The sequence below is a fragment of the Muriicola soli genome, assembly GCF_004139715.1.
GTDB classification, from domain to species: domain Bacteria; phylum Bacteroidota; class Bacteroidia; order Flavobacteriales; family Flavobacteriaceae; genus Muriicola; species Muriicola soli.
The window spans coordinates 145,106-161,124 of sequence record NZ_CP035544.1 but is presented as its reverse complement, the minus strand read 5'-3'; the positions used below and the strand labels follow the sequence as shown (position 1 = coordinate 161,124).

The 16,019-nt window shown below is 39.5% G+C and carries 19 protein-coding genes and 1 tRNA gene; 14 read left to right on the top strand and 6 right to left on the bottom strand.

What is annotated here, in order from left to right; all coding sequences use genetic code 11:
- Window positions 1-171: 171 nt before the first annotated feature.
- Window positions 172-1,560 (bottom strand): glucoamylase family protein, encoded by a 1,389-nt coding sequence (locus EQY75_RS00695; RefSeq protein WP_129601963.1) that lies wholly within the window; start codon window positions 1,558-1,560, stop codon window positions 172-174.
- Window positions 1,561-1,758: 198 nt separating this feature from the next.
- On the opposite strand from EQY75_RS00695, the gene EQY75_RS00690 reads away from it, so the two are divergent.
- Both EQY75_RS00690 and EQY75_RS00685 read left to right on the top strand, forming a co-directional pair.
- Complete coding sequence (locus EQY75_RS00690) at window positions 1,759-2,532, top strand: sulfite exporter TauE/SafE family protein (RefSeq protein WP_129601961.1); 774 nt, start codon at window positions 1,759-1,761, stop codon at window positions 2,530-2,532.
- 156 nt (window positions 2,533-2,688) lie between these two features.
- Window positions 2,689-3,072: a DUF7670 domain-containing protein gene (locus tag EQY75_RS00685; RefSeq protein ID WP_129601959.1), complete on the top strand. Its 384-nt coding sequence runs from the start codon at window positions 2,689-2,691 to the stop codon at window positions 3,070-3,072.
- Between the two features lie 33 nt (window positions 3,073-3,105).
- On the opposite strand, the gene EQY75_RS00680 is transcribed toward EQY75_RS00685, so the two are convergent.
- The gene (locus EQY75_RS00680) at window positions 3,106-4,608 is read right to left on the bottom strand and encodes a tetratricopeptide repeat protein (RefSeq protein WP_129601957.1); all 1,503 of its coding nucleotides are present in this window, start codon (window positions 4,606-4,608) and stop codon (window positions 3,106-3,108) included.
- 394 nt (window positions 4,609-5,002) lie between these two features.
- Between EQY75_RS00680 and EQY75_RS13940 the strand changes: the two genes are divergently transcribed.
- The 9 genes from EQY75_RS13940 (at window position 5,003) to EQY75_RS00640 (ending at window position 10,463) form a co-directional block, all read left to right on the top strand.
- Window positions 5,003-5,140, top strand: a complete 138-nt coding sequence (locus tag EQY75_RS13940; RefSeq protein ID WP_165200410.1) for a hypothetical protein — start codon at window positions 5,003-5,005, stop codon at window positions 5,138-5,140.
- Window positions 5,141-5,812: 672 nt separating this feature from the next.
- Complete coding sequence (locus EQY75_RS00675) at window positions 5,813-6,133, top strand: hypothetical protein (RefSeq protein WP_129601955.1); 321 nt, start codon at window positions 5,813-5,815, stop codon at window positions 6,131-6,133.
- Window positions 6,134-6,508: 375 nt separating this feature from the next.
- Window positions 6,509-6,787, top strand: a complete 279-nt coding sequence (locus EQY75_RS00670) for a hypothetical protein (RefSeq protein WP_129601953.1) — start codon at window positions 6,509-6,511, stop codon at window positions 6,785-6,787.
- A complete protein-coding gene (locus EQY75_RS00665; RefSeq protein ID WP_129601951.1) occupies window positions 6,768-7,454 on the top strand; it encodes a hypothetical protein in 687 nt (228 codons plus the stop codon). Before EQY75_RS00670 ends, EQY75_RS00665 begins: the two co-directional genes overlap by 20 nt.
- A 322-nt stretch (window positions 7,455-7,776) precedes the next feature.
- A complete protein-coding gene (locus EQY75_RS00660) occupies window positions 7,777-8,142 on the top strand; it encodes a hypothetical protein (RefSeq protein ID WP_129601949.1) in 366 nt (121 codons plus the stop codon).
- 99 nt (window positions 8,143-8,241) lie between these two features.
- On the top strand, window positions 8,242-8,781 hold the full coding sequence (locus EQY75_RS00655; RefSeq protein WP_129601947.1) for a hypothetical protein: 540 nt from the start codon (window positions 8,242-8,244) through the stop codon (window positions 8,779-8,781).
- Window positions 8,778-9,290 (top strand): hypothetical protein, encoded by a 513-nt coding sequence (locus tag EQY75_RS00650; RefSeq protein ID WP_129601945.1) that lies wholly within the window; start codon window positions 8,778-8,780, stop codon window positions 9,288-9,290. Before EQY75_RS00655 ends, EQY75_RS00650 begins: the two co-directional genes overlap by 4 nt.
- 511 nt (window positions 9,291-9,801) lie before the next feature.
- Window positions 9,802-10,041: a hypothetical protein gene (locus EQY75_RS00645; protein WP_129601943.1), complete on the top strand. Its 240-nt coding sequence runs from the start codon at window positions 9,802-9,804 to the stop codon at window positions 10,039-10,041.
- Window positions 10,042-10,184: 143 nt separating this feature from the next.
- Window positions 10,185-10,463, top strand: coding sequence for a hypothetical protein (locus EQY75_RS00640; RefSeq protein ID WP_129601941.1), 279 nt, complete (start codon window positions 10,185-10,187; stop codon window positions 10,461-10,463).
- 264 nt (window positions 10,464-10,727) lie between these two features.
- On the opposite strand, the gene EQY75_RS00635 is transcribed toward EQY75_RS00640, so the two are convergent.
- Window positions 10,728-10,811 (bottom strand) — tRNA-Leu (locus tag EQY75_RS00635).
- Window positions 10,812-11,024: 213 nt separating this feature from the next.
- Between EQY75_RS00635 and EQY75_RS00630 the strand changes: the two genes are divergently transcribed.
- The 3 genes from EQY75_RS00630 to pth all read left to right on the top strand — a co-directional run bounded on the left by EQY75_RS00630 (window position 11,025) and on the right by pth (window position 13,361).
- The gene (locus tag EQY75_RS00630; RefSeq protein WP_129601939.1) at window positions 11,025-11,966 is read left to right on the top strand and encodes a ribose-phosphate pyrophosphokinase; all 942 of its coding nucleotides are present in this window, start codon (window positions 11,025-11,027) and stop codon (window positions 11,964-11,966) included.
- Window positions 11,967-11,987: 21 nt separating this feature from the next.
- Window positions 11,988-12,653, top strand: coding sequence for a 50S ribosomal protein L25/general stress protein Ctc (locus EQY75_RS00625; protein WP_129601937.1), 666 nt, complete (start codon window positions 11,988-11,990; stop codon window positions 12,651-12,653).
- Window positions 12,654-12,731: 78 nt separating this feature from the next.
- Window positions 12,732-13,361, top strand: coding sequence for an aminoacyl-tRNA hydrolase (gene pth / locus EQY75_RS00620; RefSeq protein ID WP_129601935.1), 630 nt, complete (start codon window positions 12,732-12,734; stop codon window positions 13,359-13,361).
- Here pth and EQY75_RS00615 read toward each other — a convergent pair whose 3' ends face one another.
- Genes EQY75_RS00615 through EQY75_RS14125 form a run of 3 tightly spaced genes read right to left on the bottom strand, consistent with a single transcriptional unit; the run spans window position 13,362 to window position 15,951 of the window.
- Complete coding sequence (locus tag EQY75_RS00615; RefSeq protein WP_129601934.1) at window positions 13,362-14,045, bottom strand: hypothetical protein; 684 nt, start codon at window positions 14,043-14,045, stop codon at window positions 13,362-13,364.
- The gene (locus EQY75_RS14130; protein ID WP_246019925.1) at window positions 14,042-15,697 is read right to left on the bottom strand and encodes a proprotein convertase P-domain-containing protein; all 1,656 of its coding nucleotides are present in this window, start codon (window positions 15,695-15,697) and stop codon (window positions 14,042-14,044) included. Before EQY75_RS14130 ends, EQY75_RS00615 begins: the two co-directional genes overlap by 4 nt.
- A complete protein-coding gene (locus EQY75_RS14125; RefSeq protein WP_246019923.1) occupies window positions 15,694-15,951 on the bottom strand; it encodes a hypothetical protein in 258 nt (85 codons plus the stop codon). Before EQY75_RS14125 ends, EQY75_RS14130 begins: the two co-directional genes overlap by 4 nt.
- Window positions 15,952-16,019 lie beyond the last annotated feature (68 nt).

Here is a 16,019-nt window from a genome sequence, read left to right as displayed (position 1 = left end):
CACATAAAAAGGGATAAACAACCTTTGGCAAGCTGAATATCTATGAGAAGATACCGTTAATCGAACGCCGCCGATTCACTCTAATCCGATGAATACCAGTACATGATCGATGAACGACAAGCGGGCCTGCTTTTCACCCTGCAATTTCCCTAACTGTCAAGTATAAAACAGTCAATTGAGATGGGGGCTTCTAAAACCAAGTCTCAAAAGGCCTGTTTTTACCTCAGGGCAAGACATAAAGAGATCCCACAATAACCCGGTTCTGTAGTTTTCAATCATCACCAAAATAGGGCCCTGGTCTATGGCGAGGTAATTGTCTGCATACCAGTTCTCGCTGAGGTTAAACGCATCATAAAATCCATATGGTCCCCATAATCGCCCCTGATGATTCTCGTAAAAACTCCGCATCGCATCCATTGCGTATTCCGGTGTGTAGGGCAAAGAGGATATGGCTGCCGTAGGAGAGATAACACCAAGGTCGTTGGTAGGGCTGTGGGCCGAATATCCCAAATGGTTATCACTGGCCGTAAGTCCCCAGTTGTCTTTGCCATATCCTGCATACCCCTTGGGATTCTCCAAACAATATGCCCTATTGATCAAAGTGTGATTTACATTCTGCTGCCAATAATCCGCATAGTCATCCTCAAGCTCCCTTGGATCAAGGCCCAAAAAGGAATAATGGGCAAAAAATAAGGGTCCTCCAAGATCTGGCCCCAGTGGCAATACCCATTGATCATAGTATTCGCTGCCATTGTAAAAGTCGGACCCCGAGGTCCATCCCTGATGATACACTTCAGCATCGACAGGATGTGTAGGAGAGGACGCTGCCAAAACGTAGGTGATCAGAGCTTCATTATAACCCCTGATCTGATGGTTGATTGCCCACTCATAATCCGGTGACCAGTGCCAGGTTAAGACATCTGCTCCGTTGGTATACCAATCCCATTCTACTTCTTCCCAGAGCTGGTTGATCTTTTCGCGCAGGGAGCCCTCCTGCTCATTTTCCTCATTAAAATATTGGCGTGCTGTCAGCAGCCCCATTATCATAAAGGACGTCTCCACAATATCGCCACCGTTATCCTCAGTAAAAAAGGGCCGCACTCTCCCTGTGCTTCCGTAGTACCAATGCGGGAAAGCTCCGTGGAAACGATCCCCTTGCAACAATAAGTCAGTAATCTTATGCAATCGTTCCACAGCCTGTTGCCGGGTTATAAAATTCCGCTCCACCCCTACGATAAGTCCCATTACTCCAAAGCCGCTGCCCCCACTAGTTACTATCTCGAATCCGGCTACCCCATAAGCATCCTTCTGCGAACGTTCTAAGGCCATGCCGCTGAAGGGATGACCAAAATCCCAGAAATACGAAAAGGTTTGCTGTTGTACCAGGTCCATCAATTCTTCCTCTGTAAGTGATTGGGTAATGGAGTCGTGCTGTTCCACATCCGGATTTATTTCCTTTCCATCCTTTGAACTGCAGGAATAAAAACCGAGAAGCAGAACCAGCCCGGCCAGAAGGTGAGCTAAAAAGGTATTGGCATTTGATGCCTTGCGTAGTATCATCCTTAAAAATAATGGTATTTGGCAAACAATCTGAATTCCAGGAGTAATTTTCACCCTGTAACACCCTGATATTTCACTTTTGTATTATTTATTATCTTGTGCCTTATCCTATTTATAATAGGTTTTTATCGCAGTTCAATACAAATACCACGACTGTGAAGAACAGTAAATAAAAATCCTACTACACCCTTTAATGATATGGAGATTATCCTCATTTCTATTGTCGCATTTTTTGTCGCCATCCTTACCTTCTTCTCCGGATTCGGACTCGGGACTATCCTCACCCCTATTTTTATGCTCTTTTTCCCGGTAGAGCTGGCTATAGCACTCACCGGCATTGTTCATTTTTTTAATAATGTTTTTAAAATCCTGTTGGTTGGCAGGAATGCAGATAAGCAGGTGCTTTTCAGGTTTGGTGTCCCTTCTGTTATCTTCGCCTTTATAGGAGCCTGGGTACTGCTACATATTCCAGACACAAATCCCTTGTTTGCCTATCAACTATATGGAAAGACGTTTGAAGTATTCCCGGTAAAATTTATCATTTCAATCCTGCTCATCATCTTTGCATCCATGGATTTGATACCCTATTTCCAGAAACTTCAATTTGCAAAGGACAAATTGCCCATTGGAGGGGCTTTAAGCGGGTTCTTTGGAGGTCTTTCAGGGAATCAAGGCGCTTTGAGAAGTGCTTTTCTTATCAAAGCCGGACTCTCAAAGGAAGCTTTTGTAGGCACGGCAGTCGTTGTTTCCACTTTTGTCGACTTCACACGCTTAAGTGTTTATGCCTCCAGATTCACAAAATCGGGTTTAGCGGATAATTCAACGCTAATTATTTCCGCCACGCTCTCGGCTATTGCAGGGGCTTATTTTGGCAATAAACTATTAAAAAAAGTAACTCTGAAATTTTTACAACTGAGTGTTGCCATCATGTTAATTTTTATTTCAATTGCCTTAGGAAGCGGACTCATATAAATTTCCAGCAGGGCAACTCATCCCTTAACTATTCTTCTATTGAAGCCTGAAGTAACTGAATTCCTGACTAATATCATAGGAATTCCTATTGGCTTGAGCGAAATTACATTGACTCCCTTGTCTTGTAACCCGACCGTGTAAATAAGCACAGGAAAAATGAGCAATCTAATTAAAATACTCCACTGGTCACCTAGAATATTAGGGATCCTGGGTATACTTTTTATAAGTATGTTCGCACTCGACGCCTTTGAACCCAGCCTCACGATCTGGCAACAAATGGGAGGCTTTCTCATTCACCTCATCCCTTCCTTTATATTACTCCTGGTGTTACTCATTGCCTGGAAAAGAGAAATACCGGGTGGAATCATCTTCCTCGTCCTGGGTCTGGTTCTGAGTCCGATCGTCTTCACCCTGAATTACAACAACAACCATTCTGTCTGGATGAGCCTTGGAATCATTGCAGTTATTACCCTTCCTTTTATAATAACCGGAGTTTTGTTTATAGCCAGTGGACTTCATCAAAAAAAGCGGAACCCGTAACGAATCCCGCCTTCTTACCATTTAGAAATTCATTCAACTACTGGCAGCCAGCATTTCCTTGGCTTCATTCAAAATGAGGACATACTGAGTACTATTGAAGTTGTCATTTACGATTTCCTCAGCTAATTGCATGGCTTTTTCTTCATCTCCCATATTTTTATAGGCCCTGGCCATCCAATATTTATTGTAAACATCATCCGGGTCTAACTCGGCCATATGCTCAAGTGCCTTTTCGAAGTTCCCCTGCTGGAAATTTACATAGGCGTGAACCCTGTGATAACGTCTAAATTTATTAGGATTGTCACTGGCTTCCATATCAGACTTGATTAGCTCCGCCGTTTCTGCCGCTGCTTCATAATTTCCGGCAACAGCTGAGGTCATTGCCTCCCAAAAATGCATATTCGCATTTTGATTCATGGTAAACCCACTGGCATTTATTTCCTCTATCATTTGACCGGACATCGGTTTCATATCTTCCACATACCCTTTCAGTGCTTCACTATCCCCTTGGTGCATGGCTATGGCCGCACAATCTGAGGTCAGTCCCATAATTGTCCATAACTTGTTGCTGGATGGAACGTCTTTCTGATCGATCTCCTCAATAGCATTCTTTAGATGAGCAAGGGCCTTTTCGTGGTCACCTTCCAGAATGTAAGTGTTCGCCTCAAAATTATATCCTGCCAATCCCATTTCACTCACTGCCCTGCTGTCCTTGTAGTTCTTTCTGGCCGCTTCCAGATTACCGAGGAAACTATTTGCATGACCCGCTTTGGAGAAAGCAACATCGTCATTGGGATCGAGTTCAGCAGCTTTCAAATAACTGCCCAATGCCTTGTTCAGATTTCCCTGGGCACGATAACAATCTCCAAGATTGATCTGTGCACGAGAGCTCTCAGGAGCTTTCGCAACTGCCATTTCCATATATTTTTGGGCTTTCGTATAATCTTTTGGCGTTGTAAACAAATAAGAAAATCCCAGATTGGTTATGGTTGGAAGGTGATCCGGATTTATTGCTATGGCCTTAGACCAGATCTCCCTGGCCTTAGCCGTTTCATCGTTACCGTTGTAGTATCCTGCCATCATATCCAAAGCACGTGCAGATTTGGGGTACTTTTCCACAAGCTCTGTAATTAACTCTTTCCTCTTTTCCCGGTCGTTAGCCATGTTGGCCTCGATCATTTCTATCATCAATTTCTCCCCTTCATTGGCCTTAGCTCCCATAGCTAAGAATTTATCCCTGTTTTCAGCGAAATCCTTAGCCGAACTGGCACTGTTGGCACGATACCACCGCGCACTAACAAAATCAGGGTCTAGTTCCAGGGCTTTATCGAAATACGGGCGTGCACTTTGAGCATTTCCCTGATCGAGTAATTCTAATCCTTTTAAGAATTCCTGCATGGCCTCATCTGAGGTTGTGCTTACCGGAATTTCACCTTCCGGATAGGTCATTTGAGGTTCTTTGTTGGATTGACAGGCAATAAACAGACACAATAATGCTGCTGATAGCCAAACGGCGGGTTTCATTGTTTTAAACATGGCGTAATGGTTTATTTAGTTAAAATTTACTGTGATGTGTAAAAATGGATTTCTATAAGTTATATCATTTGAGCCTTATTTCTCTTATAATCAGGACGAAGCATAGTTTTAATTGTCCGAAAGTATTTTTTTTTCAATCAAAAGGAAATAAGATGCCGGTATGTACTGTAAAGCAGTTGTTGTTATATCAGTTTCCAGTGCCTTTAAAGGACCTGATCAGAGATCTTATCCTAATAAAACAAAATTCGCTAAATGCTCTCCTTTAATCTCGATTTGGCAAAGGTCAAAAACCAGATTTCGGGGTTTCATAATTCAGTAAAATCCCAGGGAAAAAATTTGTAACTTTAAAAAAGACTAAAAGATTCCACTCAATTAATTATAAAAACTTTGGCATATGGAAGATTGGACCTCTAGTATTTATTTCGAAATCTTTTTATTCGCACTAGTTTTGGCTGGAGTAATCTGGGTATACGTGAAAGCCCTGGACAATAGTAAAAAAGAAAAGAATACCAGGTGGTCTGATGATGAATAGACCTCAAATTGCGAGCACTTGAAATAATTTAACGACTCATGGCCACTACGAGAATCTCACTTGTAGACCTTCCGTTATTAAATAACCATCTTTAAAATTGAAAATCAAAACCCGCCGGGATTGCTTACTTGCAAGCTCGCACAAGAAAACCGCGAAAAGAAACGCTTCGCTTGCTTCAAAAAAACCTGCCGCACAACTCATACATCAAAACTCACCGGGATTGCTTTCCAAAGGAAAGCTTCCCGTCAAGCTCGCGCAATAAAATCCCTTAAATTTTATTATCAGATCATTTTAACGTGATTCTACTGCTCGAGGCTGGTCTTGAATACTTACTACGATTCCTGAGCTTGTAACTCATGTAATATTTTCAACAAGTATTATTAAATTCAAAATACACCTCGTTAATGGTAATCGAAAAGTGTTACAAAAATCAGGAATAGGTTGACAATGAAAGCTAGACGTAAAAAGGATGTAAGTTGGGTGTTGAGGTTATTTTCAACGATCTCAGAGCAGTAATGGTTTAATATAGGATCAAGGGTTTGTTGTCCTGATTTATGTTTGAGTTAAGTTTTGGGACTCCTTAAATTTATTTTTTGTGCAAATTCGTTTTGAAAGTTTGAAACAGAATTTTTTCATATTCAGAAACTAATTAATAACCAAAATCTCCCAGTTATGAAAAAAATGTTTTGTTTGATATTCTTAATTTTTTTTTCTCTTGGTTGCGATTCTTATGATTGGGGTATTTGGGATACGGAGCCGGATCCTTGCATTGTTTATGCAGCTTACATTGCGGAAAGTTGTGATTGTTTAACTAGTAATGACAATTGTGGTATTTATGTATCCATAACCTATAAAGAATATGGTAGGCTTAAAAACCTTCAATCTAACCCAGAAGAATGCTTATATGTGCAGACAGTTGATATGTATACAAGAGATTATTTTGAGGGCTACCTAATTTGGCTAAGCAAATCTGAAGCTTTTTGTGATGATTAGCTTTTAGGGAATTTAGAGTTCAGAAAGTAGTGACGGTCTTTATTCCTTAAGACCTATAGGTTGAAAATGAACACTTGACGTAAAATGAATTTAGGTTATATGACTTATCCACTCCGATAAATTCAACCGAATTGACCCCCCACCCCCTCAGAGGAGATAACCTGGTTATGGCCATTTATACTGTCTGAATAATTTTTCTGAAATGAAAGTTCAAAAAACGATCATCGAATAATAGGGTTATTATAGTGCCTTTTCTACCTTTCGGTAATATTCTTTGAAGTAATTGCTTTTTTAATTTATCTTTTACTTCTGTTAGATCGACGATATTAAAAAATTAAGAAATGCCAATGATTTTATGACGGCTTATAAAGAAACTTGGTACGATATATCAATAAAGGTCCTTCTGCTTCTTTTATTGCAGCATTAATGGTAGCTCTATTGTATAGTGTATTCAAGGGTGATTTGGATTTAGCACAAAGATTAATGGGTGGCGGAATATCTGTGTTTGGTATAATAGGCGTTGTTTTGGTTGCAATTTTAAAAGGTCAATTAGACAAATCAGAGAATGATGAACAACGTAACAATATAATTGAAAGCCTAATACGAGTCTTTACCAAAAGTAAAAAAAATGAAAATGGCGGATCAGAAAACTAATAAGTTAATATCACAAAAGGACATTGCCAAAAGTAAAAAAGTTTTGGTATGGTATTTAATTATTGTTGTTCTATTATTTGTAAGTATTATTTATCTTTTTATACGGTATACTGAAGTTTCTAAGGAAAACGTGGAAATAAACGAAGATAACGAAGAACATGTTGAAAGACTTGCTGAATTACGTAAAGAAACTAATGCCACCATCGATTCATTAATTGAAGGTATAAACAAGCGAGATAGTATTTTACTTGCAATAAGAAGTGTTGATAATAATGACCTTACGAATAGAATTCTCTCATTTAATTCTTCGAATATAAAGAATAGTAAATTTATTGTGACGGTCTATTCCTTCGGTGTCCAGAAACGTGAAAATGAAGAGATTGAGGATTATTTAAAAAGTAAAGGATATTCCGTCAGTGTTGGTGGGGATTATAGTTCAGGTAATAAAAAGCCTACTTGGATGAGTTCTGAGCCTGCAGTTTTTTATTATTCACCCAATTCTAAAGGACAAGCAGAAGTTATTGCGAAAGAAGTTAGTTTGGTTACTGAAAGAACATATGCTGTGAGAAGAGGGGCGGGGAAAGGTGTTATTAAGGGTCTTGAAAGTACTACTTTCTTTATACATAATATTAATTCAACCGCTCCATCATTACAAACATCTGAGTAGAACTCCAAATAGCTTTCCTTCCCTCGATCAAATCAAAGATTCAGAAACATGGAGTATTTGATTATGACACCAAAATATTTCCTAACCTATGGAATAATACCAAATGTATAAACATATTCATATACTTAACTATCTATTGTACAGTTTAACAAACTATCCTAAGTTAAAGTAGGCAGAGACTAGAATGCGCTTTGCATTTAATCTAAATTTTTTCTTTGTGATTAATAAAGATTGATGTAGGGAGCATCCATTGTAATTTAGTATTACTAAATCCTGAACAATATAAGCAGTTGATAATCGTTTGTTAATCAAATTTAAAAGGATGCGTAAAACACTCTTGATAGCTTTTTTGATTTCAGCATTTATGAATGTTAAGGCACAAACTTGTGAGGAATTAATTGACTTAGTTAAATCTGAAAATAACGGAACTACTTATAGGAGTTATGATAGTGAAGCAATCTCTAGTGTAACTTTTTATAATGTATTTATTGAGTACAAAGCCTACTATTTTGCCATAGTATGTTTCAAACGAAAATACTCCTATAACTGTGACGAATATATTTACCAAGTTGGTTCAAACACCAAACTAAATTATTCTATTGATCATTATGATAGTGCGGGAAAAGCATTTTGGAAACATATTGAACCATACTCGGACGTACTGAGGTGCTCTCCTAAATTTGATTAATTCCTAGAAACTCATTTTCTTAAATGGTAGGCAGTATTTATTAATCTGCCATTTTTAACTTAATGTCTATGCACTCATTGAATCATATATTCCACAAGCATGAATGATTTATTTAAATTATTAATCTTCTTATTTATTTCAACACAATCAACTTTCGCTCAAACTATTTCTGAGAGAACTGAGGCAATTCTTAAAGTCGAGAAAATCCTTTACAACGAATTTTACTTAGGTACAAAGTGTTACACTAAAACAGACATTTCATTCAATGAAAATGACAAAAGCTTTGTTATTAAGAACGAAATGTTCCTGGGGAAAGATCAAAATATAGTCTCAACGAGAAGTTTTTACAGAGATGATATTGACTTAAATTCTATGGTTTATGATCTCTATCCAGCAGAAGATGGTTTGTATTTTGTTACTGTTAACCTAAAGGCAAAGGACCGATTAATAGAGGTCTCTATAGTAGAGATAAATAGAAAGGAATTTCCTTTACCAGTTTCAACATCTGATTACCAAGATTTGTTGGTTTTAAGTCCTTCAGGAAAATCATTACCATTGCCAATAGCCTTGAGGTTTGTTGAAAATATTAAAATATTGTTTGGTGTTCCCTCCTATAATCGAGAAAAACTATATAAATGATTGTGGTAAACTTGGATGTGACCAAAATGAAAAATCTATTTCTATTATTTGTTTTAATATCTAATGTAAACTTCTCACAAACAAAAGAAGAAACAATAGAATGGCTTAATCTAAAGTTAGAATCTTACGGAGACAATTCTTTTATGGGAACATATCAGGTTGAAATTAAAGATGATTCTGATTGGGGGGAGATATTGGTATTTACAAAAAAAAGTTGGAATCCATTACTAGAAAAAAGCACCTATGATTACTATTCGTTTTTACCAAGAGTTATTTCAGCGGTAAATCTTTCAGGTAAAAATAGGACTAATAACACCTTGGACATTTTTATTATTTCAAATAGCAAAAGTATTTATGTTCACAAGGAGGAAGAATTCATTTCCGAAATCGGGATTCACATGAAAAACGGTCATAATGAAATGACTGAAAGAATACAAAAGGGATTTATACACTTGCTCAAATTAATGGGCAATGAAATTAATCCAAAAAAGGACTTTTTTAAAGATTAAAACACATTCTCATGAAACTAATATTTTTAAGTTCTGTTTTTACAATATTTATTGTGACACCGTTTTTTTCACAACAATTTCAGACGGACTACATAAGAGGAAATACGTCTACTTATTGCGGCGAAGAAAACTATAAATTTAATTTTGACGAAAAGGTTTTCAGCAAAATCGATTCATACGACGGGACTCAGTCGTACGGACCTTCCAAGATAACTCAAACTAACTACGACGATAATGGCCATTATTTTGAAGTTAGATCACCAAAATATATTTTAGATCTTTATGGTATAAGTGAGTATAGGAAATACTACCATTACTCACATAAAATATTATATGATAAAAGAGGGGGCAGTGTTTTATATGTGTATGAGTTAGATATGGACTCTAAGGTTGCAAAATTCTATTTTACAAAAAAAGGTTACGAACTTTTCTGTAAGTAATTAAGCATTACTTCACAATTCCAATACACTTACCCGAATTATTTTCTTTTTAAGAAGTATAAACTATAACTATGGATATTAATCAAATTTTGAATTTAATAGGACTATTATTTATTACAGTAGGCAGCATATTTGCTGCACTGAATACACCAACTCCAAAATACCAGCCTCGCGGTTCAGTAAAATTAAGTGGAGTAGATAGTGAAGAGGGAAGATTAAAAACATATAGGCGTCAAAGGAAAGTACCTGGTTTTCTGGCCTTAATAGGAATAGGTGCGTTTATCCAAGCTATAGCCATTTTTATCACGTAGAATCAACAATACTTCGAAGAGTCTTATTTTCACGGGCAAGATTGGACAAAGTCAGAGGAAATACATAAAGTTTGTTTGGTGGGTGGTTGCAATGTAGGAGCTTTCTATTTTGCGATAAAAATGAAATAAAATACTTAAATACTATGGGTTGGTTTGATTCAGAAAGTGCAGAAGACAAAATGTATAAAGCACTTGAGGGTTTCGAGGTTCATACTTCAGATGTTACTGTAAACAGAAAGATTCGCGAAACAGAATTTTTTCAACAAGTCTCAATAAATACGTTCGACGGGATAAGGGACTTGGCAAAGCATTATAAGTTAAATGGATTCCACGGTATTGTAGGACTGAGAATGACGCCAGGTTTTGGGCTCGGTGGTGCAAATGGCGTAATTATTTATGGAACAGCGGTTAAGTTTGAATAGTATCCATATTAGATACCAAATATTGAAAAAGACGTAAAATGAATATCCTATTTGTAATTTAAGTAGTGCTTTGAAATCAACCGAAAGAACTTGCTCCTATCATCCGTCAATAACGTGCTAAAATAGATGCAGAGCTCCCTAGGATGCGTTATAAGAGCATATTTGAACCTTCCTATACTCAATATTTAGTTAAATATCGTCACTTATTCGTCACCTTAAATATAAAAGACTCCTAAATACAAGTACTTAGAAGGCTTTTAACTGTACCTCGGGTGGGAATCGAACCCACACGATATTGCTATCACTGGATTTTGAATCCAGCGCGTCTACCAATTCCGCCACCGAGGCTTTGCCATATCGGTCCGCGTTTACCTCCATCCAGTTAACTATCAGGATATAGGGACCGCCACCGAATTAAATGGGTGTGCAAAGCTAAAAAATAATTTTGTTTGAGACCTTAAAATTCTACCCATTTATCGGCCTTAAGCCAAATAAATTTATAAATTTGCACCTCCTTTGGAAAAAGGCGCTGTAAAAAACTAGCGAACAAGCTGTTACCTTATGCCGTATCAAGTACCAGAACCGAAAATTTTTGCCTGTAGCCAGAGTAAGGAGCTAGGGGAAAAAATTGCCAAGTCGTATGGAACCGACTTGGGCAAGGTGCTTTTTTCGCGCTATAGTGACGGGGAATTTCAACCTTCCTTTGAAGAATCCATTCGCGGCACACGGATCTTTATCATCGGCTCCACAAATCCCGGTCCGGAAAACCTGATGGAGATGTTGCTGATGATCGATGCGGCAAAAAGAGCCTCTGCCAGGCATATCACAGCAGTAATGCCTTACTATGGTTGGGCAAGGCAGGACAGAAAGGACAAGCCAAGAGTGCCTATTGCAGCCAAACTGGTAGCAAAAATGTTGGAAACTGCCGGAGCAACAAGGATCATTACCATGGACCTCCACGCAGATCAGATACAGGGCTTTTTTGAAAAACCGGTAGATCATCTGTTTGCTTCTACCCTTTTCCTGCCCTATTTGAAAAAACTTAAGCTCGATAATTTAACCATCGCCTCGCCAGACATGGGGGGATCCAAAAGAGCATATGCCTATTCTAAAGCACTTTCCAGTGACGTGGTTATCTGTTACAAACAAAGGGCTAAGGCGAACAAGATTTCCCATATGGAACTGATCGGAGAAGTAAATGGTAAGAACGTAGTCCTGGTAGACGATATGGTTGACACTGCCGGAACCCTCACCAAAGCCGCCGACCTGATGATGGAAAGAGGAGCCTTGAGCGTAAGGGCAATTACCACCCACGGACTGCTGTCGGGAAATGCATATGAAAAAATTAAAAATTCAAAACTCGAGGAGTTGATCATCACAGATTCCATCCCGAGCAGACCAAAAAGCGATAAAATTAAAGTATTGAGTTGTGCAGACCTGTTCGCCGATGTTATGCATCGCGTACACCACAACACCTCTATCGCTTCTAAATTTATAATGTAAGTATCAATTTAAATCTATATAATGAAGTCAATTACAATCAAAGGATCAGAAAGAGAAAGCGTGGGCAAGAAGGCAACGAAGGCCCTACGTAATGCTGGAAAGGTCCCTTGCGTGGTATACGGAGGGGAAAAGCCATTGCACTTTGCAGCAGATGAACTAGAGTTCAGACACTTGGTGTACACCCCAAACGCCCACACTGTTGTGGTTGATTTGGGAGACGGCAACAAGGTGAATGCTATCATGCAGGACATCCAGTTCCACCCGGTGACTGATAAAATCTTGCACATCGATTTTTACCAGTCATTTGCAGACAAGGAACTCACCATGAATATCCCGGTTCGTTTAAACGGAAACTCTCCAGGAGTACGGAATGGAGGCCGACTATTATTCAGAAAGAGGAAGCTGGCTATCAAAGCCCTTCCGGACAACTTGCCGGATTTCTTTGATATTGATATCTCCACCCTAAAGATCGGAGACAATATCACTGTAGAATCCCTCTTAAACGATAAGTTTACCATCCTGCACCCTGAAACAACTGTTGTAGTACAAGTTAAAACGGCTCGTGCGGCAATCGTCATTGAAGATGAGGAAGAAGGCGATGAGGAACTCGAAGGTGCAGAAGCTACTGCAGAAGGAGAAGCAGCTCCAGCTGAAGGAGAAGCCACTCCGGCTGAAGGTGCAGAATAACACCTTAAAGAACACAGAAAAGCATCCTGAGAAATTTCTTGGGATGCTTTTGTATTTTAGCTGGGCGATAACAATCCTATGCGTTCCTTCTTATCATTCCTCTTTAACCGACCCTCGGCTGTCCTAAATGAAAAAGACGAGATGAAAAAATTCCTGATTACAGGCCTAGGAAATATAGGTCCGGAATACGACAATACCCGTCATAACATTGGCTTTCAGATCCTGGATCATCTGGCGAGCAAAAAAGAGCTCACTTTTGTCCAGAATAAGCTCGGCTCCACCGCTATGTTTAAAATAAAAGGGCGCAGTATTCTCTTACTTAAACCGGCTACCTTTATGAACAGAAGTGGCAAGGCGGTACACTATTGGCTGGAAAAAGAGAAAATACCTAAAGAACATCTCCTGATCGTTACAGACGACATCAATTTACCATTTGGGACCCTTAGGCTCAAGACCAAAGGGAGCGATGGCGGGCATAACGGACTCGCCGATGTTCAGCAAAGCTTGCAAACGAGTCAGTACAACCGCCTTCGGTTTGGTCTGGGATCTGATTTTCCCAAAGGGAGACAGGTAGATTACGTTCTGGGTAAATGGGAAGAAAATGAAGAGAAAGCCTTGCCTGAAAGACTCGATCGCTGTACAGAACTCATAGAATCCTTTGTTTTACAAGGAGTAAATATTACCATGAATACTTACAATAATACATGATCATCTGATCACTCTGAACGAGTAAACCCCCGAATCAGAAGAATTGCCTTCTCTGTCAAGAGTAACCACTCTCCAATAGTAAACGGTATCTACAGCCACATCAGCTTGTACATCAGTGATAAATACTGATGGAGAGGCAATTAATACCTGAGGGTCTGGGGAAGAATCGAGATACACTTGGTAAGACTGAATATCACTGTCTACATCCGCACCGGACCAACTCAATGTAATTTGATTATTCAGATCACGCACAACCGAGGCTCCCGAAGCTGGTTCAAGGATCTGTGCAGGAAAAGGAGCATATGTGGTTTGAGAACCTGCATTATAAAAAAACCAATCTGCACTCACGGCGATTTCCTGAGTCTCGTTATTTCTGGTGGTCACTCGCCATTGATAGGGAACACCCTTGAGCAGTGGCACCCTGGCAGAAAGTGCTGTTGTAGGTGCATTGGTAACCGAAATACCGGTTAAAATATTTGTCACCCTTAATTCATAAGTATCTGTATGGTTTGCCTCCAGCCAACGGAATTCAACCTGACTCGTAGTCGTATTCAGACTTATCCCAGTTGTGCATTCCGAATTCTGCTCGGGGAAACTCAACATGGCCGACTCTGGTGGCTTTGGCGATTTCTTGCTGCAGGCCATGGCTAAAAGTCCTATGATCACTATTAATATCTTTTTCATCGCTTTACAACCTTAGCTGAGTAATTAAAATCTTCTCCTGATAAACGAAACAAATACACTCCTGAAGGCAGGATATTCAGGTTCATTCTGATCAGCTGATCCTCTGCTGTATACTGTTCTGAGTACACTTCCTGTCCCAGTAAATTATAAATCCGTACCTGTACCGGATACTCAGAAAAAGGGACATATGCCTCTACTTCACTGACAAAGGGATTGGGATATAGGACGGGTTCGTCACCAATAAGGACAACCTCTTCAAAAGTTCCCTGGCAGGGTAGTGCTCCTGTTACCTTTATCGTATTTACACCTGGTTTTAAACCAAGCGTAAATTCTCTGTCTGTGGTTTGAATGAGAATCCCGTTCAACTCAATATTGTAAAGTTCAGAACCACTTAGATTCAATGTGGCTTGCAATGCATCCTGATCAAGGGCGATCAGCACGGCCAGTGGATCGGGTTCTGAGATCACAAAATCAAGACAAAATTCCTCGTATACTTTACTGCCCTCGCTGCCTGTGATACAAGCTGAATAACTACCTGAAGAAAGATTTTCCAACTGATAATTCGTACTAAAATCAGCTGTTTCGTTCACCCCGTTACCTGAAATCACTATCGTATAATCCAATGAAGTATTGGCCGTAATATCGATCTGGCCATCATTACTTGTGATGCAGGATTCACTTGTAAGCGAAATATTGAAGTTGTCCTGCTCAAAACGATAAACCGGGCAACCGTCAGCATTGACTTCCGTATTCGGTGGTGTTCCCAGGCAAAGGTCATCCCCATCATCAAATACGTTGTCCTCATCGGCATCTGGTCTGAATATACCCTCAACACAAAGTTCCAAAGTGAAATCCTGGATAAATCCACCATCGGCCGGTGCCGTATCTTTTACCAAGAGAATCCATTCGCCAAAAGATGATTCGCCATTAAAGGATGCCAGAGACCCCAAAGGTTTTACGGTCCCGCTTATCCCCGGATTACCATTGCAGGCAAACGGACTGGCCGAATCGTCAAAAACCGCATTGATATTCTCCAGTTGTGAACAGGAATTAGAGGTGAGTACAACCTCGGTTCCCGAAGGAGATATTAAGCTGATAATAAGATCTGAAAGAAAACTATGATCGATATTCAGAGAGACATTGATATCTGAGACTGGCAGATCGTCTACCACCATAATGCTTGCTTGTACGGTGGGTGTTCCGGTTGAAGAGATGGATAATGGAAGGCCTTGAGCACTTTTCATCTTACAATTAACCGGTAAGGTGGTAAAACTGAAAGCGCTGCCAAATACGCCTTCTCCACAATTCGTGACAGGCTTAATTCTCCAAAAATATGTGGTTTCCGGAGCCAGATTTTCAGGAGTGTAATTTTTGAATATGACGGTAGCTGATTCGATTACTGATGTAAATCCGGCATCAGTTGCAATTTCAATCTGATAGGAATTATTGATCGCCGGGGTATCCCAGCTCAGTATTGGTCTTAGAGGAATATCGATAGCCGAATTTGTTGGGTTGACCAATGTGACTTCGGGAAAATCAGTATCGAACACGGTAAGTTCGATGGTCAATTCCTGCGAAAATGAAGGAGCTGTGCCCAATACCTGGATAGAGTAAACACCTTCAGGAACTGCTGTCGTATTGGATATGGTCATATCAACCGGCGTATTGTTATTTGTAGCTGTACCAGGTAAAAAGGTAACGCCCAGGCCCGGTGGAACCCCTGTTGCACTAAAGACCACTTCTTCACTAAAACCCCGTAAGTTTCATAAACAAAGGGAATCACCTTGTCTACAGGCTGGCAAACATCAAAACTGAGATTATCAAATTGAAGTACAAAAGGTGACTCTTCTATGGTAAAATCTGCACTGTTTATGGCAAAAAACACATTCTGATTGCCTTTTACCATAATCCTTGCCGTATTTGTTGCATTGCCGGGCAACAATACATCATGTGATCCGTCATTGGCCGTCCTTT

Coding starts and splice junctions, on each gene's coding strand:
- EQY75_RS00615 (WP_129601934.1), bottom strand. CDS start 14,045: ATGAAAAAGATATTAATAGTGATCATAGGACTTTTAGCCATGGCCTGC.
- EQY75_RS00690 (WP_129601961.1), top strand. CDS start 1,759: ATGGAGATTATCCTCATTTCTATTGTCGCATTTTTTGTCGCCATCCTT.
- EQY75_RS00665 (WP_129601951.1), top strand. CDS start 6,768: ATGGCGGATCAGAAAACTAATAAGTTAATATCACAAAAGGACATTGCC.
- EQY75_RS00680 (WP_129601957.1), bottom strand. CDS start 4,608: ATGTTTAAAACAATGAAACCCGCCGTTTGGCTATCAGCAGCATTATTG.
- EQY75_RS14125 (WP_246019923.1), bottom strand. CDS start 15,951: ATGGTAAAAGGCAATCAGAATGTGTTTTTTGCCATAAACAGTGCAGAT.
- EQY75_RS00645 (WP_129601943.1), top strand. CDS start 9,802: ATGGATATTAATCAAATTTTGAATTTAATAGGACTATTATTTATTACA.
- EQY75_RS13940 (WP_165200410.1), top strand. CDS start 5,003: ATGGAAGATTGGACCTCTAGTATTTATTTCGAAATCTTTTTATTCGCA.
- EQY75_RS00660 (WP_129601949.1), top strand. CDS start 7,777: ATGCGTAAAACACTCTTGATAGCTTTTTTGATTTCAGCATTTATGAAT.
- EQY75_RS00655 (WP_129601947.1), top strand. CDS start 8,242: ATGAATGATTTATTTAAATTATTAATCTTCTTATTTATTTCAACACAA.
- EQY75_RS00675 (WP_129601955.1), top strand. CDS start 5,813: ATGAAAAAAATGTTTTGTTTGATATTCTTAATTTTTTTTTCTCTTGGT.
- EQY75_RS00630 (WP_129601939.1), top strand. CDS start 11,025: ATGCCGTATCAAGTACCAGAACCGAAAATTTTTGCCTGTAGCCAGAGT.
- pth (WP_129601935.1), top strand. CDS start 12,732: ATGCGTTCCTTCTTATCATTCCTCTTTAACCGACCCTCGGCTGTCCTA.
- EQY75_RS00650 (WP_129601945.1), top strand. CDS start 8,778: ATGATTGTGGTAAACTTGGATGTGACCAAAATGAAAAATCTATTTCTA.
- EQY75_RS14130 (WP_246019925.1), bottom strand. CDS start 15,697: ATGACCATATCCAATACGACAGCAGTTCCTGAAGGTGTTTACTCTATC.
- EQY75_RS00695 (WP_129601963.1), bottom strand. CDS start 1,560: ATGATACTACGCAAGGCATCAAATGCCAATACCTTTTTAGCTCACCTT.
- EQY75_RS00625 (WP_129601937.1), top strand. CDS start 11,988: ATGAAGTCAATTACAATCAAAGGATCAGAAAGAGAAAGCGTGGGCAAG.
- EQY75_RS00685 (WP_129601959.1), top strand. CDS start 2,689: ATGAGCAATCTAATTAAAATACTCCACTGGTCACCTAGAATATTAGGG.
- EQY75_RS00640 (WP_129601941.1), top strand. CDS start 10,185: ATGGGTTGGTTTGATTCAGAAAGTGCAGAAGACAAAATGTATAAAGCA.